This window comes from uncultured Intestinimonas sp., from assembly GCF_944387725.1.
GTDB lineage: Bacteria > Bacillota > Clostridia > Oscillospirales > Oscillospiraceae > Intestinimonas.
In genome coordinates, this window is record NZ_CALXGA010000052.1 from 1 (window position 1) to 16268 (window position 16268).

At 63.7% G+C, this 16268-nt stretch carries 13 protein-coding genes and 3 tRNA genes; 14 read left to right on the forward strand and 2 right to left on the reverse strand.

Features of this window, described 5'->3' with window-relative positions:
• The first annotated feature begins 1 nt into the window (after position 1).
• The 3 genes from Q0K09_RS08030 (at position 2) to Q0K09_RS08040 (ending at position 364) form a co-directional block, all read left to right on the forward strand.
• Positions 2 to 77, forward strand: a tRNA-Phe gene (locus Q0K09_RS08030).
• 99 nt (positions 78 to 176) lie between these two features.
• Positions 177 to 252 (forward strand) — tRNA-Gly (locus Q0K09_RS08035).
• A gap of 38 nt (positions 253 to 290) precedes the next feature.
• A tRNA-Cys gene (locus Q0K09_RS08040) sits at positions 291 to 364 on the forward strand.
• Between the two features lie 953 nt (positions 365 to 1317).
• Here the strand turns inward: Q0K09_RS08040 and Q0K09_RS08045 are convergent.
• Positions 1318 to 2970, reverse strand: coding sequence for a Na/Pi cotransporter family protein (locus Q0K09_RS08045; protein WP_294475092.1), 1653 nt, complete (start codon positions 2968 to 2970; stop codon positions 1318 to 1320).
• Between the two features lie 404 nt (positions 2971 to 3374).
• On the opposite strand from Q0K09_RS08045, the gene Q0K09_RS08050 reads away from it, so the two are divergent.
• Complete coding sequence (locus tag Q0K09_RS08050) at positions 3375 to 4352, forward strand: MBL fold metallo-hydrolase (RefSeq protein WP_294475094.1); 978 nt, start codon at positions 3375 to 3377, stop codon at positions 4350 to 4352.
• Positions 4353 to 4383: 31 nt separating this feature from the next.
• On the forward strand, positions 4384 to 5508 hold the full coding sequence (locus Q0K09_RS08055) for a DUF362 domain-containing protein (protein ID WP_294475096.1): 1125 nt from the start codon (positions 4384 to 4386) through the stop codon (positions 5506 to 5508).
• Here the strand turns inward: Q0K09_RS08055 and Q0K09_RS08060 are convergent.
• On the reverse strand, positions 5498 to 5764 hold the full coding sequence (locus Q0K09_RS08060) for a hypothetical protein (protein WP_294475098.1): 267 nt from the start codon (positions 5762 to 5764) through the stop codon (positions 5498 to 5500). The genes Q0K09_RS08055 and Q0K09_RS08060 overlap by 11 nt on opposite strands.
• A gap of 70 nt (positions 5765 to 5834) precedes the next feature.
• Here Q0K09_RS08060 and Q0K09_RS08065 point away from each other — a divergent pair, with 70 nt between their 5' ends.
• The 9 genes from Q0K09_RS08065 to Q0K09_RS08105 all read left to right on the forward strand — a co-directional run.
• Positions 5835 to 6053, forward strand: a complete 219-nt coding sequence (locus Q0K09_RS08065; protein WP_294475100.1) for a helix-turn-helix transcriptional regulator — start codon at positions 5835 to 5837, stop codon at positions 6051 to 6053.
• 262 nt (positions 6054 to 6315) lie between these two features.
• The gene (gene deoC, locus Q0K09_RS08070) at positions 6316 to 6975 is read left to right on the forward strand and encodes a deoxyribose-phosphate aldolase (RefSeq protein ID WP_294475102.1); all 660 of its coding nucleotides are present in this window, start codon (positions 6316 to 6318) and stop codon (positions 6973 to 6975) included.
• A gap of 201 nt (positions 6976 to 7176) precedes the next feature.
• Complete coding sequence (locus Q0K09_RS08075; RefSeq protein ID WP_294475104.1) at positions 7177 to 8394, forward strand: BMP family ABC transporter substrate-binding protein; 1218 nt, start codon at positions 7177 to 7179, stop codon at positions 8392 to 8394.
• A 243-nt stretch (positions 8395 to 8637) separates the two neighbouring features.
• The gene (locus Q0K09_RS08080) at positions 8638 to 10146 is read left to right on the forward strand and encodes an ABC transporter ATP-binding protein (RefSeq protein WP_294475115.1); all 1509 of its coding nucleotides are present in this window, start codon (positions 8638 to 8640) and stop codon (positions 10144 to 10146) included.
• A 3-nt stretch (positions 10147 to 10149) separates the two neighbouring features.
• On the forward strand, positions 10150 to 11289 hold the full coding sequence (locus Q0K09_RS08085; protein ID WP_294475106.1) for an ABC transporter permease: 1140 nt from the start codon (positions 10150 to 10152) through the stop codon (positions 11287 to 11289).
• The gene (locus Q0K09_RS08090) at positions 11286 to 12227 is read left to right on the forward strand and encodes an ABC transporter permease (protein ID WP_294475108.1); all 942 of its coding nucleotides are present in this window, start codon (positions 11286 to 11288) and stop codon (positions 12225 to 12227) included. The genes Q0K09_RS08085 and Q0K09_RS08090 overlap by 4 nt, the downstream gene beginning before the upstream one ends.
• Before the next feature lie 120 nt (positions 12228 to 12347).
• Entirely contained in the window at positions 12348 to 13637 is a 1290-nt protein-coding gene (locus Q0K09_RS08095; protein WP_294475110.1) for a galactokinase family protein, read from the forward strand.
• A complete protein-coding gene (locus tag Q0K09_RS08100; protein ID WP_294475112.1) occupies positions 13634 to 14674 on the forward strand; it encodes an aldose epimerase family protein in 1041 nt (346 codons plus the stop codon). The genes Q0K09_RS08095 and Q0K09_RS08100 overlap by 4 nt, the downstream gene beginning before the upstream one ends.
• Before the next feature lie 21 nt (positions 14675 to 14695).
• Positions 14696 to 16268: response regulator (locus tag Q0K09_RS08105; protein WP_294475113.1), on the forward strand; the 1573-nt coding region annotated here is incomplete at its 3' end.

Here is a 16268-nt window from a genome sequence, read left to right on the forward strand (position 1 = left end):
TGCCTCTGTAGCTCAGTTGGTAGAGCAGGGGACTGAAAATCCCCGTGTCGCTGGTTCGATTCCGGCCGGAGGCACCAGAGTTTCTCCGGAGGATACTTCGGGTATCCTCCGGAGAGATTTCCTCTTCTTCCTCAGTGTGCAAAAGCGAATCACCCGCATAATATGTACTGTGATTTGCAGGTGTAGCTCATCTGGTAGAGCGCCACCTTGCCAAGGTGGAGGTAGCGAGTTCGAGCCTCGTCACCTGCTCCAAAAAACGGTCATGCCGCGGCCTGCGGGGTGGCCCATAGGGCGACATAGCCAAGTGGTAAGGCAGAGCTCTGCAAAAGCTCCACCCCCAGTTCGAGTCTGGGTGTCGCCTCCAAACGGGAAGGCTAAAAAAGATATTGAGGGCAAAATCCCAGTATTTTCAAGCCTTTCGAGGCTCGTAGATTGGAAAATCTACGAGCCTCTTTTCCCGATATTTAAGCGTGCGGCCCTCACTCAGATAGGAGTTGAACTCGCGCTTGATCGAAATAGGTTTTACCGAGCCAAGATTCTGGAAACAGAATCTTGGCTTTTTTGTTGTCAAAAACAGGAGTAACAATTGCTCAGGCACGCATAAAAACGGAAAGAAAAAGAAGGAGAAACATGAGTTGAAACAATGGACACAAGAAATAATTCGAGAAACGGCCGAATCGTTTTATGCGCGGCATCATCGGTACCCCAAGCAGCAGAATATTTAAGAACTTTCTTTCCCCAAGATCCTCAGACCGATAAAGCCCTTTGGTCACAGGAAAGCATTTTGCAAGCGATCCAACAGTTCCTCCAAATAAATGGCACTTTACCAAAATACTACGATTTCTATAGTGAAAATGGACTTCCTTCCTCTGCGACGGTACACAAAATCTTTCCAGGAGGGAGTATCACCACATTGTACAAACGGTATTTTCCGGAAGAAGTTCAAGGCCTCCACCAAGTGAAGCACTGGGCAGTAGCAACCATTATTCAATCGCTGGATGAATTTTCAAAGCGTACTAGGGCTTGTTTGAAAATTGGCGATGTGTCCAGCAGCGAGGGATTTTGGGCCGCTGGCAAGCAATTTTTTCGCAGGAATCCTGGCGGATTTCAAGGAAAAATTGCGCTGTCCAGGGGGCAAAAGCCCCGCCGGTTGGGCATGTTGACTTTTTTCAAACAAGCCCTAACTTTTTGGGGTCACTTCATTCTTTTTTCACTGCCTCTCATAGAGGGAGGATTTCACGATTTCCGGCCGCGCCATTTTGTGCAGGGGCCAAAGCATATGCCGCGCACCCGGTCCCGGCCCGCGGAGGGCGGGGCCTATTCCGTGGGGGCACTGGAGCGCTCCTGGGCGATGTTGAGCACATGGTCGCCGATACGCTCGAAGTCGGTGAGCATTTCAGAGAAGAGGATGCACCCCTCGTCGGAGCAGACTCCCCGGCGCATCCGCTCCAGCTGGTTCTGGCGGAAGGCGCTGGTCATGTCGTCCATCTTCTGCTCCAGGGCGGAGACCTGGGTGAGCCAGCTGACCGGGTCGGCGACGGCCTTGCCCAGGGCGTCCAGGGCCTCCTGGCAGACGTCCCGCATCTGGATGATCTCGTCCCGGGCCTCCTCGGAGAAGTGGACGTCTTTCTTCTTGAGGATTTCGCTGTAGCCGCAGATGTTCATGGCGTGGTCACCGATGCGCTCAATGTTGCTGGTGATCTTGAAGCAGGCGCTCACCGTGGCGGAGTCCTGGGCGTTGGTCTCCTGGACGATGATGTGGGAGATGAAGCGGGAGATCTCCTTGTTGAGGAAGTCGATGTAGTCCTCGGTCTCCTCCTCCTTGGGGATGAGGCTGGGGTCCCGCTCCAGCACGGCCTGGAAGGCGGTGGTGAGGTTGTCCCGGGCCATGGCCAGCATCCGCTCCAGCTCCTGGTTGATCTGGCTGATGTAGATGGCGGACAGGCCGATGGCGCGGTCCGGGTTGCCGCTGATGGGGGTGAGGAAGGCCAGGTGCATCCCCTCCACCTGGTCCTGGGGCCGGTCGGGGAGAATCCGCATGGCGGCCTTCACCAGATAGTCCCCCAGGGGCAGCAGCACCAGGGTGGTGACAATGTTGAAGAGGGTGTGCATGTTGGCGATCTGGGCGGCGGGGTTGGTGGGGGCCAGGCCGATCATAAAGTCCACCAGCGAGAAGCCCAGCATGGGGCCCACCAGGCAGATGGTGGTGAAGATGGTGGTGCCGATGAGGTTGAACATCAGGTGGATGATGGTGGTGCGCTTGGCGTTGCGGCTGGTGCCGATGGCGGCAAGCACGGCGGTGATACAGGTGCCGATGTTCTGGCCGAAGAGGACGAACACTGCGCTGTGAAGGTCCACCACGCCGCTGTTGGCCAGGGCCTGGAGGATGCCCACCGAGGCAGAGGAGGACTGGATGATAGCGGTGAACACCGCGCCGGCCAGAATGCCCAGGACGGGGTTGGAGAACTGGGTCATCAGGTTCACAAAGGCGGGCATGTCCCGCAGGGGGATCATGGCGGTGCTCATCATGTCCATGCCGATGAAGAGGACGCCCAGGCCGGCCAGGATGCTGCCGTAGTGGTTGACCTGCTGGCGCTTGATGAAGAGCATCATCACCACGCCGGCAAAAGCGAAGAAGGGGGCCAGGGCCCCCACATCCAGGGCGATGAGCTGTCCGGTGATGGTGGTGCCGATGTTGGCGCCCATGATGATCCAGACCGCCTGGGTCAGGGTCATCATGCCGGAGTTGACAAAGCCCACCACCATCACCGTGGTGGCGGAGGACGACTGGATGACGGCGGTGATGACGGCCCCTACCAGGACGCCCAGGAGCCGGTTGGCGGTCAGACGCTCCAAAATGTTCTTCATGCGGTTGCCCGCCGCAGCCTCCAGGCCGGAGCTCATCATCTGCATCCCGTGCAGGAAGAGCGCCAGCCCGCCCAGCAGACTGAGAATATTGGCGATACTCATGCCCTTTTCTCCCTTTCCTCACTCAAAAATAAAGAGACACAGCCCACCTCCCCAGGGGCGCACGGGCCCCGGAGGACGCGGGTCATGTCTCTCGGCTTGCCGGGAGGCGTATCGGATCAGCCATCGCAGCGGACTCCCTCCTTGGAGTACCGTACATCCTACCACCAGCCCCTTCCGGCAAAATGTGCAGGTCCTAACAAAATATATTATAGGGAAAAATGTCGGCGCCGTCAATAAACTTTTACAATTTTTATATGGGGACTTTACAAAGGACCCGGAAGACCGGGCGGCCGTGAAATCCGCGCCGCCGGGCGATGAAAAATTGTCGATTGTCAATTCCCTCCGAATGTGATATGGTTAATATATCTGTGATATAGATACAAAAGACTGCCGGGAGGTATCTTATGCCCGAAGAAATCATCGACCGCATTTACCGCATTCCCGTCCCCCTGCCGGGGAACCCTCTCAAGGAGCTCAACGCCTATCTCATCAAGGGCGGCGGCCGGAACCTTCTCATCGACACCGGCTTCCGCCAGCCCGCCTGCCGGGAGGCCCTCTTCGCCGGGCTCCGGGCGCTGGGGCTCCGGCGGGGGGAGGTGGAGGTTCTGCTCACCCATCTCCACTCGGACCACTCCGGCCTGGCCCCCGAGGCCGCCCGGGACCGGACCATCTACATCAGTGCGGCCGACCGGCCCACTCTGGACGACCTCCACGCCCGCCAGGTCCACTGGGACGAGCTGGAAGCCCGCTTTCAGGAGGAGGGCTTTCCACGCCGCCTGATGATCCGGCTCCAGGACGCCAATCCCGCCCGCTCCATGGCCCCGCCCATGGGCGGCCGCTATGAGAGCCTTCAGGACGGCCGGGTGCTGGAGGCGGGGGGCTTCCGGCTCCAGTGCCTGCTGATGCCCGGCCACACCCCCGGCCAGATGTGCTTCTGGATGGAGGAGCAGGGGATTTTGTTCTCCGGGGACCATGTCCTCTTCGACATCACCCCCAACATCACCGTCTGGCCCCAGATGCGGGACGCCCTGGGCACCTATCTGGACAGCCTGCGGAAAATCGGCGGCCTCCCCGTGCGCCTGACCCTCCCCGGCCACCGGAAGCCCGGGGACCTCCACCAGCGGGTGGCCCAGCTCCTGGAGCATCACCACCGGCGGCTGGACGAGGCCCTGTCGGTGGTGAAGGCCAACCCCGGCCAGGGGGCCTACGGCATCGCCGGACGCATGACCTGGAAGATCCGGGCCAGCTCCTGGGAGGATTTCCCGGCGGCCCAGAAGTGGTTCGCCGTGGGCGAGTGCATGTCCCATCTGGACTACCTCACCCTCCGGGGGCTGGTGCGGAAGACCACGGAGGGCGGCAAGGCCGCCTATTACGCCGTCTGAGCACGGCAGGAAAGGAACGAAAACAGCACACATGGAACAGGCAAAGGTCTATTACTCCGATCTCCGGGCCCGGGTGGGCACCAACCTTCTGGTGAAGCTGGAGAAGCTCATCCGCGCCGCCGGCATCGGCGGGCTCAACATGGAGAAGAAGCTGGTGGCCATCAAAATCCACTTTGGGGAACCCGGCAACCTCTCCTATCTCCGGCCCAACTATGCCAAGGTGGTGGCCGACGTGGTGAAGTCCCTGGGCGGCGTGCCCTTCCTCACCGACTGCAACACCCTTTACCCCGGCCGCCGGAAGAACGCCCTGGAGCACATCGACGCCGCCTACGAAAACGGCTTCTCCCCCTTCTCCACCGGCTGCAACATCATCATCGGCGACGGCCTGCGGGGCACCGACGATGTGGAGGTCCCCGTCCAGGGGGGCGAGTATGTCCAGTCCGCCAAGATCGGCCGGGCCATTATGGACGCCGACGTCTTCCTCAGCCTGAGCCACTTCAAGGGCCATGAGGCCGCCGGCTTCGGCGGGGCCATCAAGAACATCGGCATGGGCTGCGGCTCCCGCCGGGGCAAGATGGAGCAGCACAACGACGGCAAGCCCACCGTCCGCGCCAAGCGCTGCGTGGGCTGCCGCCAGTGCGCCAAGCAGTGCGCCCAGGACGCCATCTCCTACGGGGAGGACCACAAGGCCGTCATCGACCAGGACAAGTGCGTAGGCTGCGGCCGCTGCATCGGCGCCTGCAACTTCGACGCCATCCGCACCCGGGACGACATCGCCAACGCTCTGCTCAACCGAAAAATGGCCGAATACGCCAAGGCTGTGGTGGATGGCCGTCCGAACTTCCACATCAGCCTGGTCATCGACATCTCCCCCTACTGCGACTGCCACGGGGAGAACGACCTGCCCATCCTCCCCGACGTGGGCATGTTTGCCTCCTTTGACCCGGTGGCCCTGGACCAGGCCTGTGCGGATGCCTGCCGGCGGCAGCAGCCCATCCCCGGCAGCCTTCTGGACGAGCGGATGCGCGCCGAGGGCTTTGTGGACCACCACGATCCCTTTATCAACACCACCCCTGAGGCCGAGTGGGAGAGCTGCCTGGAGCACGCCGAGAAAATCGGCCTGGGCGCCCGGAAGTACGAGCTCATCACAGTCTGAGGCAAAGGCGGAGGCCGGCGGCCAGGCCGGTGAGGAAGGCGGCCTCCTCCGCCAGGCGGCCCTCCTGACCGCTGGCCGCCTCATACTCCAGAAAGGCGGCTCTGGCCGTCTCGTCCAGGCAGGTCTCCAGCCCTTCTGAGGCCCGGAGGAGGGCATGGCGGGCGGCGGGATAGGCCGGATGTCCCTCCAGGAGCCCTGAGCGCTCCAATTCCCGATGATACCACTGGCCGGCCAGTTCATAGAGAAAGGCTTCCACAAGCAACACCTCACCAAGTTTTTCTATATTATACACCAAGAATAACTCTGTGTCAAGAACAGGAGTCAATATGGCGGAATTTTGCGAAAGGGTCCGGGCGCTTCGGGAGGAGCGTAAGTGGTCCCAAAAGGCGCTGGCCCAGGAGCTGAAGCTGACCTTGAACGCCTACCAGCTCTATGAGTATGGGCAGGGATACCCTACCTATAAAAGACTGCTTGCGCTTGCCGATCTTTTTGACGTGTCCCTGGATTATCTTGTGGGACGTTCCGATATCCGGGAACGGCGGTGACGCAGGGTTCCGCCCTGGGGGTCCGGCGACCCGCCGCCTCCATCCTGGCTCCCCCTCTGGGGGAGCTGGCTGCGGCGAAGCCGCAGACTGAGGGGGTTCCCCGTCCAGGGCTCCACTCTGTGGGGGCCGGCTCCCAGCCGGAAAGGGTTCCGGCATCCTACCGGGGGGCGCCTGCCCGGCGGGACGCCGGACACCCCAGGGTGGGGTCCTTGAACCCCAGGGATAAACTGATTTCAAAAACAAGAAAGGACGCTGATACCCCATGGATATCCAAAAAATCCTCTCCCACTGCGACCATACCCTCCTCAAGCCGGAGGCCACCTGGGCCCAGATCAAGGAGGTCTGCGACGACGGCCTCAAATACCACTGCGCCAGCGTCTGCATCCCCCCCGCCTACGTCCGGGAGGCCGCCGGCCATGTGGGCAACGCCCTGAAAATCTGCACCGTCATCGGCTTCCCCAACGGCTGCTCCACCACCAACGTCAAGGTCTTCGAGACCGAGGACGCCATCCGCAGCGGCGCAGACGAGATCGACATGGTCATCCACCTGGGCTGGGTCAAGGACCGGCGGTGGGACGACCTCCTCACCGAGATGAAGGCCGTCAAGGCCTCCTGCAACGGCCGCATCCTCAAGGTCATCGTGGAGGCCTGCCTCCTGACCCAGGAGGAGAAAATCAAGCTCTGTGAGCTGGTCACCGCCTCCGGCGCGGAGTATATCAAAACCTCCACCGGCTTCTCCACCGGCGGCGCCACCCGGGAGGATGTGGCCCTCTTCGTCCGGCATGTGGGCCCCGGCGTCAAGGTCAAGGCCGCCGGCGGCATCTCCACCCTCCAGGACGCCCAGGACTTCCTGGACCTGGGGGCCGACCGTTTGGGCACCTCCCGCATTGTCAAGCTGGCGAAGGAACAGCAGGACCTCTGAGCCCTTCCCGTCATCCCCGGAGCGCCCCCGCCGCTGTTAATACTCTTGAAACAATTTCGTAAACTTTTTTTGATAACCACGAAATTTTGGTTGCGCTTTGGGGAAAGGTGCGCTATAATGTGCCTGTGCCCGGAGGAATCGACTGCCATCGCTGTCCGTACCCAAACCGGGCACGAATGTTTGAAAGGAAGGTAGATCAGCTTGAAGACTTTAAAGAAACTCTCCGCTCTTGTGCTGGCTGGCGCCATGATCTTCTCCCTGGCCGCCTGCGGCGGCGGCAGTGACGAGACCCCCGCCCCTGAGACCCCCGCCCCGGTGGAGGAGTCCACCCCCGCGGCGTCCAACGCCGACTACAAGGTGGCCATGATCACCGACTACGGCGACATCACCGACCAGTCCTTCAACCAGACCACCTACGAGGCCTGCCAGGAGTTCTGCACCGCCAACGGCCTGGAGTTCAGCTACTACAAGCCCGCCGGTGACTCCACCCCGGAGCGGGTGGCCATGGTGGACGCCGCTATCGGCGACGGCTTCAACGTCATCGTGATGCCCGGCTACGCCTTTGCCGAAACCATCAAGGAGACCGTGGAGATTAATCCCGAGGTCACCTTCATCGCCCTGGACGTGGGCGAGGGCGACCTGAACCCCGTGGACGAGAACGGCGAGCTCCTGGGCGAATACTATGATATCCCCGCCAACCTCTACTGCGCGGTCTACCAGGAGGAGCTGTGCGGCTACATGGCTGGCTACGCCGCTGTGAAGCTGGGCTACACCCACCTGGGCTTCCTGGGCGGCATGGCCGTCCCCGCCGTGCAGCGCTACGGCTACGGCTTCGTGCAGGGGGCTTCCGCCGCCGCCGCCGATCTGGGCAACGAGGACAGCGTGACCGTGGAGTACGTCTACGGCAACCAGTTCTTCGGCGACGGCGACATCACCGCCTACATGGACAACTGGTACCAGACCCTGGGTGTGGAGATCGTCTTCGCCTGCGGCGGCGGCATCTACACCTCCGCCGCTGAGGCCGCCGCCAAGGTGGACGGCAAGGTCATTGGCGTGGACGTGGACCAGGCCGCCATCATCGACACCGCCTACGGCGAGAGCATGACCGTCACCTCCGCTATGAAGGGCCTGGCCAACACCACCCAGCACCTCCTCCAGGAGACCATGGCCGGCAACTTCGCCAGCTACGGCGGCCAGATCGAGACCCTGGGCCTGGTGTCCGGCGACGACCCCACCGCCAACTATGTCCAGCTCCCCATGGAGACCACCCAGTGGAGCGATACCTTCACCCAGGAGGACTACATTGCCCTGGTGGCCGGCATGTTTGACGGCACAATCACTGTCTCCAACGACGTGTCCATGGAGCCCGACGCTGTGGTGAGCAACATCACCGTCAACTCCTACGGCAACATCAAGTAAGACCCCCTGCGGGATTTCCCAGGAACCGAGTCAAAAGTTCCGGCAGAATGACAGATGTCGTCTCTGCCGGAACTTTTTTGGCCCTTTCCACTGATTTTTTCCAGTTCGGACCCGCCATGCCCGGAAGAAAACCGGCAAAAATCACATTTTTTCTTTGAATTATGGTCCGTTCTATAGTACAATAGAGATAAGACCTATGCAGCAAAGGGAGGCGGTAGCTTGGAACAGCCCTATGCCATTGAAATGCTTCACATCACGAAGCGGTTCCCCGGCATCGTTGCCAACGACAACATCACCCTCCGGCTCCGAAAGGGGGAGATCCACGCCCTCCTGGGGGAGAACGGCGCCGGCAAGTCCACCCTCATGAGCGTACTCTTCGGCCTGTACCAGCCGGAGGAGGGCGCCATCAAGAAGGACGGCCGGGAGGTCCGCATCAAGGACCCCAACGACGCCAACGACCTGGGCATCGGCATGGTCCACCAGCACTTCAAGCTGGTGGAGTGCTTCACCGTTCTGGACAACATCATCCTGGGGGTGGAGCCCTGCCGGCACGGCTTCCTCCAGAAGGCCGACGCCCGGAAAAAGGTGCTGGACCTCAGCGAGAAGTACGGGCTCAAGGTGGACCCGGACGCCCTGGTGGAGGACATCACCGTGGGGATGCAGCAGCGCACCGAGATTCTGAAGATGCTCTACCGGGACAACGAGATTCTGATTTTCGACGAGCCCACCGCCGTGCTGACCCCCCAGGAGATCGACGAGCTCATGGAGATCATGCGGGGCCTGGCCGCCGAGGGCAAGAGCATCCTCTTCATCTCCCACAAGCTCAACGAGATCATGGAGGTGGCCGACCGCTGCACCGTTTTGCGCAAGGGGCGGTATGTGGGCACTGTGGAGGTCAAGGACACCACCAAGGAGGAGCTCTCCCGGATGATGGTGGGCCGGAACGTGGAGTTTGTGGTCCACAAGGAGCCCGCCGTCCCCAAGGAGGTCCTTCTGGAGGTGGAGGGCCTCACCGTGGCCTCCAAGCTCCACAGCAACAACGCCGTCCGCAATGTCTCCTTCTCGGTGCGGGCGGGGGAGATCGTCTGCATCGCCGGCATTGACGGCAACGGCCAGACCGAGCTGGTCTACGGCCTGACGGGCCTGGAGCCCGTGAAGGAGGGGAAGATCCTCCTCAAGGGGGCGGACATCACCCGCGCCCCCATCCGGCAGCGATCCACCGGCGGCATGAGCCATATCCCCGAGGACCGGCACAAGCACGGCCTGGTGCTGGACTACACCCTGGAGGACAACATGGTGCTTCAGCGGTACTTTGAGCCGGAGTTCGTCACCTCCGCCGGCTTTCTGAAGCGCAGGGCCATCCGGGCCTATGCCCTCCGGCTTATTGAGCAGTACGACGTCCGCTCCGGCCAGGGCCCCGTCACCATTGCCCGGAGCATGTCGGGGGGTAACCAGCAGAAGGCCATCGTGGCCCGGGAGATCGACAAGAACCCCGACCTCCTGGTGGCCGTCCAGCCCACCCGGGGCCTGGACGTGGGCGCCATCGAGTACATCCACCGCCAGATTGTGGCCCAGCGGGACGCCGGCAAGGGCGTGCTGCTGGTGAGCCTGGAACTGGATGAGGTCATGGCCCTCTCCGACCGCATCCTGGTGATGTACGAGGGGGAGATCGTGGGGGAGCTGGACCCCAAGACCACCACCGTGGAAGAGATGGGCCTCTACATGGCCGGCGCCAAGCGAAAGGGGGCGTGAGCGATGAACGAAAAAAAGCGGTCCCTCTTGCAAAACAAGGGGGTCCAGTCCCTGCTGGCCTCCCTGCTGTGCATCCTGGCTGGCCTGCTCATCGGCTACCTGGTGTTGCTGATCATCAACCCCGCCGGGGCCTGGGAGGCCATTGTCACCATCGTGGAGAACTTCCTCTACTACCCCAGCCCCCAGGCCCAGATCCGCTACTTCGGCAACACCCTGGTGAAGACCGCTCCCCTGCTGATGTGCTCCCTGTCGGTGCTCTTTGCCTACAAAGTGGGCCTCTTTAACATCGGGGCCGCCGGGCAGTACGTCATCGGCGCCGGGGCCTGCCTCTACTGCGCTCTGGCCTGGCAGATGCCCTGGTTTGTGTGTATGCTGGCCGCCGTGGCGGCGGGGGCCGTGCTGGGGGCCATCTCCGGGGCCCTGAAGGCCTACCGCAACGTCAACGAGGTCATTTCCTGCATCATGCTCAACTGGATCAGCCTGTACGCCGTCAACGTGCTCCTGTCCCAGGTGAAGGAGACCGCCAGCCCCTACACCCTGACCCTGAGCAGCACCAATCCCGGCGCCCTCCTCCCCAGCCTGGGCCTGGGTGATCTCTTCCAGAACAACCGCTATGTCACCCTGGCCATTCCCCTGACCGTTCTGGTGGCTGCGGCCATCTGGGTCCTGCTGGAGAAGACCAAGCTGGGCTACGAGCTCAAGGCCACCGGCTTCAACAAATACGCCGCCCAGTACTGCGGCATGAAGGAGAAGCGCAACATCATCCTCACCATGGTCATCGCCGGGGGACTGGCCGGCCTAGGGGCCGCCGCCCTCTACCTCACCGGCTTTGAGCAGTGGCAGACCACCCACTCCTCCATCCCCAGCATGGGCTTCAACGGCATTGCCGCCGCCTTCCTGGGGGGCCTCAACCCCATCGGCTCCATCTTCGCCTCCTACTTCATCCAGCACATCACCAACGGCGGCGCCTATGTGGACAAGACCATGTACTCCGCTCAGATCTCCGACCTCATCTCCTCTTTGATTATCTACCTGTGCGGCTTCGTGCTGTTCTTCAAATCCCTGCTGGACCGCCGCCTGGCCCGCCAGGCCGAGCGGGCGGCCGCCCGGGCCAAGGCCGAAAAAGGAGGGGAATCGAAATGATGCTGCTGATTCAATACACCCTGATTTTCTCCTCGGTGCTGATTCTGGTGGCCCTGGGGGGCTGCTTCTCGGAGCACTCCGGCGTCATCAACATCGGCCTGGAGGGCATCATGGTCATGGGGGCCCTGGGCGGGGCCCTGATGATGAAGCTCCTCCCCGCCGGCACCGCCGCCCCGGTGATGATTCTGCTGGTGGTCCTGGCCGCCTGCGCCCTGGGCGCGGTCTACTCCCTGCTGCTGGCGGTGGCCGCCATCCATTTCAAGGCCGACCAGACCCTGGTGGGCACCGCCATGAACCTGCTGGGCACCGCCGCCGCCACCGTCTTTGTCAAGGCCATGAACACCGCCGCCGACGTGAACAACGTCTCCTCCATCATCCAGTACATCGACGCCAAGCGGTCCTTTTTGGTCTATATCAACGGCTTCGAGTTCAACTGGTTTATGGCCATCACCGTCCTGGCCCTGGTCTGCTCCTGGGTGGTCCTCTACCGGACCCGGTTCGGCCTGCGGCTCATGGCCTGCGGCGAACACCCCCAGGCCGCCGACAGCGTGGGCATCAACGTCTATAAAATGCGCTACGCCGGCGTGCTGATCTCCGGGGTGCTGGGGGGCTTGGGCGGCATTGTCTACATCACCGCCGGGGTCAGCGAGTGGATGTTTGAAAACGGCGTGGCCGGCTTCGGCTTCCTGTCCCTGGCCGTGATGATTTTCGGCCAGTGGAAGCCCGCCCGCATCGCCCTGGCCGCCCTGCTCTTCGGCTTCTTCCGGGCCCTGGGGAACGTCTACACCGGCTTCGACCTCCTCAGCAGCCTGAACCTCCCCAGCGCGCTCTACAACATGCTCCCCTATCTCGTCTCCCTGGTGGTGCTGGCCTTCACCTCCCAGAAGTCCAGAGCCCCCAAGGCAGAGGGCATTCCCTACGACAAGGGCCTGCGCTGACGGCAGAGACAGCCTGATCCGGCTCCTTCGGCGGCCTCCGCGCCCGGCCCGGAGGCCGCCCTTTTTTCCCAGGCCGCCCCAGACGGGGGCTGACACCATTTGAGAGAGGATGGAATTCCCATGAATCTGACGGAACTGACCGCCGCCCTACAGGACGGCGTCTATGACGGAACCCTCCGCACCCTCTACCCCGGCCGCTGGGAGGGGCAGCGGGAGCGCTATCTCCGGCTGGCCGCCGCCTTCGGGGAGCGCTTCGGCACGGAGCGGACGGTGGAGCTCTTCTCCGCCCCCGGCCGCAGCGAAATCGGCGGCAACCACACCGACCACCAGCAGGGCCGGGTGCTGGCCGCCGCCGTCACCCTGGATGCCGTGGCCGTGGCCTCCAAGAACGACCGCAACGTCATCCGCATCTACTCCGAGGGCCACGGGGAGGAGCGCATCAACTTAGAAAAGCTGGAAATTCTTCCCGCCGAGACAGGGACCACCGCCGCCCTCATCCGGGGCATCGCCGCCCGCTTCTATGAGCTGGACCTGCGCTACGGCGGCTTCGACGCGTATGTCAGCTCCGACGTGCTGCCCGGCTCCGGCCTGTCCTCTTCCGCCGCCTACGAGGTGCTGGTGGGCACCGTGCTCAACTGGCTCTACAACGACGGGAAGGCCAGTCCCGTACTGGTGGCCAAGGTGGGCCAGTTCGCCGAGAATAATTACTTTGGCAAGCCCTGCGGCCTCATGGACCAGTGCGCCTCTGCCGTGGGGGGCTTCTGCCTCATGGATTTTGCCGACCCCGCCGCCCCGGATGTGGCCTCCATCCCCTGCGCCCCCGCCGACTACGGCTACGCCCTGTGCCTCATCGACGCCGGCGGCAGCCACGCCGACCTCACCGACGAGTACGCCGCCATTCCCCGGGAAATGCGCGCCGTGGCCCGGCTCCTGGGCCAGGACGTTCTGGGCAAGACCCGGGAGGCCGACTTCTACGCCCGCCTGGGAGAGCTCCGGGGCCACGTCCCGGACCGGGCCCTCCTCCGGGCCATGCACTTCTATGGGGAGAACCAGCGAGTGCTGGACCAGGCGGAGGCCCTGCGGGAGGGAGATTTCCCCCGCTTCCTGGCCATGGTGCGGGCCTCCGGCCGCTCCTCCATGGACCTGCTCCAGAACATCTACCCCTCCGGGAACCCCGGCGAGCGCAGCCTCTCCCTGGCCCTGGCCCTCTGTGAGCGCCTTCTGGAGGGGGACGGCGCCTGGCGGGTCCACGGCGGCGGCTTCGCCGGCACCGTCCAGGCCTTCGTGCCCCTGTCTGCCCTGGAGGACTTCCGATCCTGGATGGAGGCCGTCTTTGGCCCCGGCGCGTGTCATGTCCTGTCGGTGCGCCCCGCCGGCGGCGTCCGGGTCCGGCCGGAGGGCGAGGCATGAGCGTCACAGCCCGCCCCTGGGGGGCCACCCGGGAGGGGACGCCGGTGACCCTCTTCCGCCTGGAGGCCCCCGACGGGGCCTATGTCCAGGTGCTGGACTACGGGGCCATTCTCCAGGCTGCGGCCGTCCCCGACCGGACGGGGCGGCTCCGGGACGTCTGCCTGGGCTTTGATACCCCGGCGGAATACCAGGAGAAGCACGACGGCTACCTGGGGGCCCTGGTGGGCCGGTGCGCCAACCGCATCCGGGGGGCCCGGTTCCAGCTGGACGGGCGGCCCTGGCCCCTGGCCGCCAACCAGCCCCCCAACCACCTCCACGGCGGGGTCCGGGGCTTTGACCAGTACCTCTGGGACCACCGCGTCCAGGACGACGCCCTGGTGCTCACCCGCCGCTCTCCCGCCGGGGAGGAGGGCTACCCAGGCGCCCTCCAGACGGAGGCGCAGTATACCTTCACCCCGGACCACGTCCTGCGGCTGACCCTCCGGGCGGTCTCCGACGCCGACACGGTGGTGAACCTCACCAGCCACGCCTATTGGAACCTCAACGGCCACGGGGGCGGGGACGTGGGGGAGCATACCCTCTCCATCGACGCCATCGCCTACACCGAGCTGGCGGCGGACAACTGCCCCACGGGCACCCTGGCATCGGTGGTGGGTACCCCCTTCGACCTGCGCATCCCCCGGGCCCTCTCCGCCGGCTGGGACGCCGGCCACCCCCAGATCCGGCAGGGCGGAGGCTACGACCACAACTGGGCCCTCCGGGGCCGGGGACTCCGGGAAGCCGCCGTCCTCCACGCCCCGGAGAGCGGCATCACCCTGACCCTCTCCACCACCCAGCCGGGGCTCCAGGTCTACACGGCAAACTTCCTCCCGGAGATGACCGGAAAGGGCAGGGCGGCCTACGGCCGGCGGCGGGGGGTGGCGTTGGAGGCCCAGGGCTTCCCCAACGCCGTCAACCAGCCGGAGTTCCCCTCCACGGTCCTCCGGGCCGGGGAGCCCTATCACCAGGAAATCGCATTCGCCTTTACCCACGATTGAGTCCAAGAGGAGGCCTTCCCGTTGCACCGCTACAAAATCATGATTGTGGATGACGAGGCGGAGGTCCGCACGGCCATCGCCCACATCATCGACTGGGGAGCCCTGGGCTTTGAGATTGCGGCCGAGGCCGAAAACGGCGTGGACGCCCTAGAGAAGGCCGAGGCCCTGGACCTGGACGTGGTCCTCACCGACATCAAAATGCCCTTTATGGACGGTCTGGAGCTGGGGGCCCGGCTCTCCCGGCGCAAGCCCGGCCTCAAGCTCATCATCTTCTCCGGCTTCGACGCCTTTGAGTACGCCCAGGAGGCCATCAAGCTCAATGTGGTGGAGTATGTCCTCAAGCCGGTGAACGCCGCCGAGCTCACCGCCGTGCTGGGCCGGGTCCGGGATCTGCTGGACGCCGAGATCGCCCAGCGGCGGAACATCGACCAGCTCAAACAGGTCTACCAGAAGAGCCTGCCCCTTTTGCGGGAAAAATTCCTTCAGGAGCTGCTCCGGGGGCCCATGGACCCCCAGGAGGCGGCCCAGCAGGCCGACCGCTTCGGTCTCACTGTCCGGGAGGGACGCTATAAGATTGTGGCGGTGTGCAGCCTCTCCCCCGGCCCGGAGCGGACCCCCGCCCTCTCCGAGGAGCTCCTCCCCGTGTCGGTGGAGCAGATGCTGGGGGACATTCTCCGCAACCGCTGCCACAAGGAGCTCTACACCAGCTTCTCCTCCATTGTGGTGGTGACGGCCTGGGACCGGGAGCCGGTGGAGTCCCTGATGCGCCTGCTGGGGGACGTCTGCTCCGAGAGCGCCCGGGTGCTGGGCATCACGGTGACGGCGGGCATCGGCCGCCCCTGCCAGAAGCTGGAGGAGCTCTACCGCTCCTGCGCCGAGGCCTGGGCCGCCCTGGAGTACCGGGCGGTGGTGGGGAGCGGCAAGCCCATCTATATCCAGGATATGGAACGGCTGGAGCGCTCCCCCCAGGCGCCGGAGAACCGCCTGGCCCGGCAGCTGCTGCCGGTGGTCAAGTTCGGCTCCCGGGAGCAAATTGCCGCCCTGGTCCAGGAGCTCCTGCCCGGCGGCGGGGATGACTGGAGCCCCCAGGCCCAGTTCATCGGGGTGCTGGGGGTGCTTCTGCCTGTCATCCAGCAGTACAAGCTGGAGGAAATCCTGGGACCCCGGCAGGAGTGGCTGGAGCTGCTGACCCGGGACGCCCCTGTGGAGGACCTGCGCACCTGGCTTCTGGCGGTCTGCCTGAGAATGAGCGGCAGCATGGACCAGCGCCGGGTCACCACCGCCAAGCGGCTGGTGGAGGAGGCTGAGCGCTTCATCCGGGAGCACTACCAGGAGTCGGGGCTGTCGTTGGAGAAGCTGTGCGGCCATCTCCACATCAGCCAGTCCTACTTCTCTACCATTTTCAAGCAGGAGACCGGCAGGAATTACGTCCAGTATCTCACCGAGGTACGGATGGAGCACGCGGTGGAGCTGCTGCGGGCCACCGATGACAAGACCTATCTCATCGCCGAACAAGTGGGCTACGACGAGCCAAACTATTTCAGCTATGTGTTCAAGAAGCGCTTCGGCGTCACCCCCTCCCAATTCCGCAGGC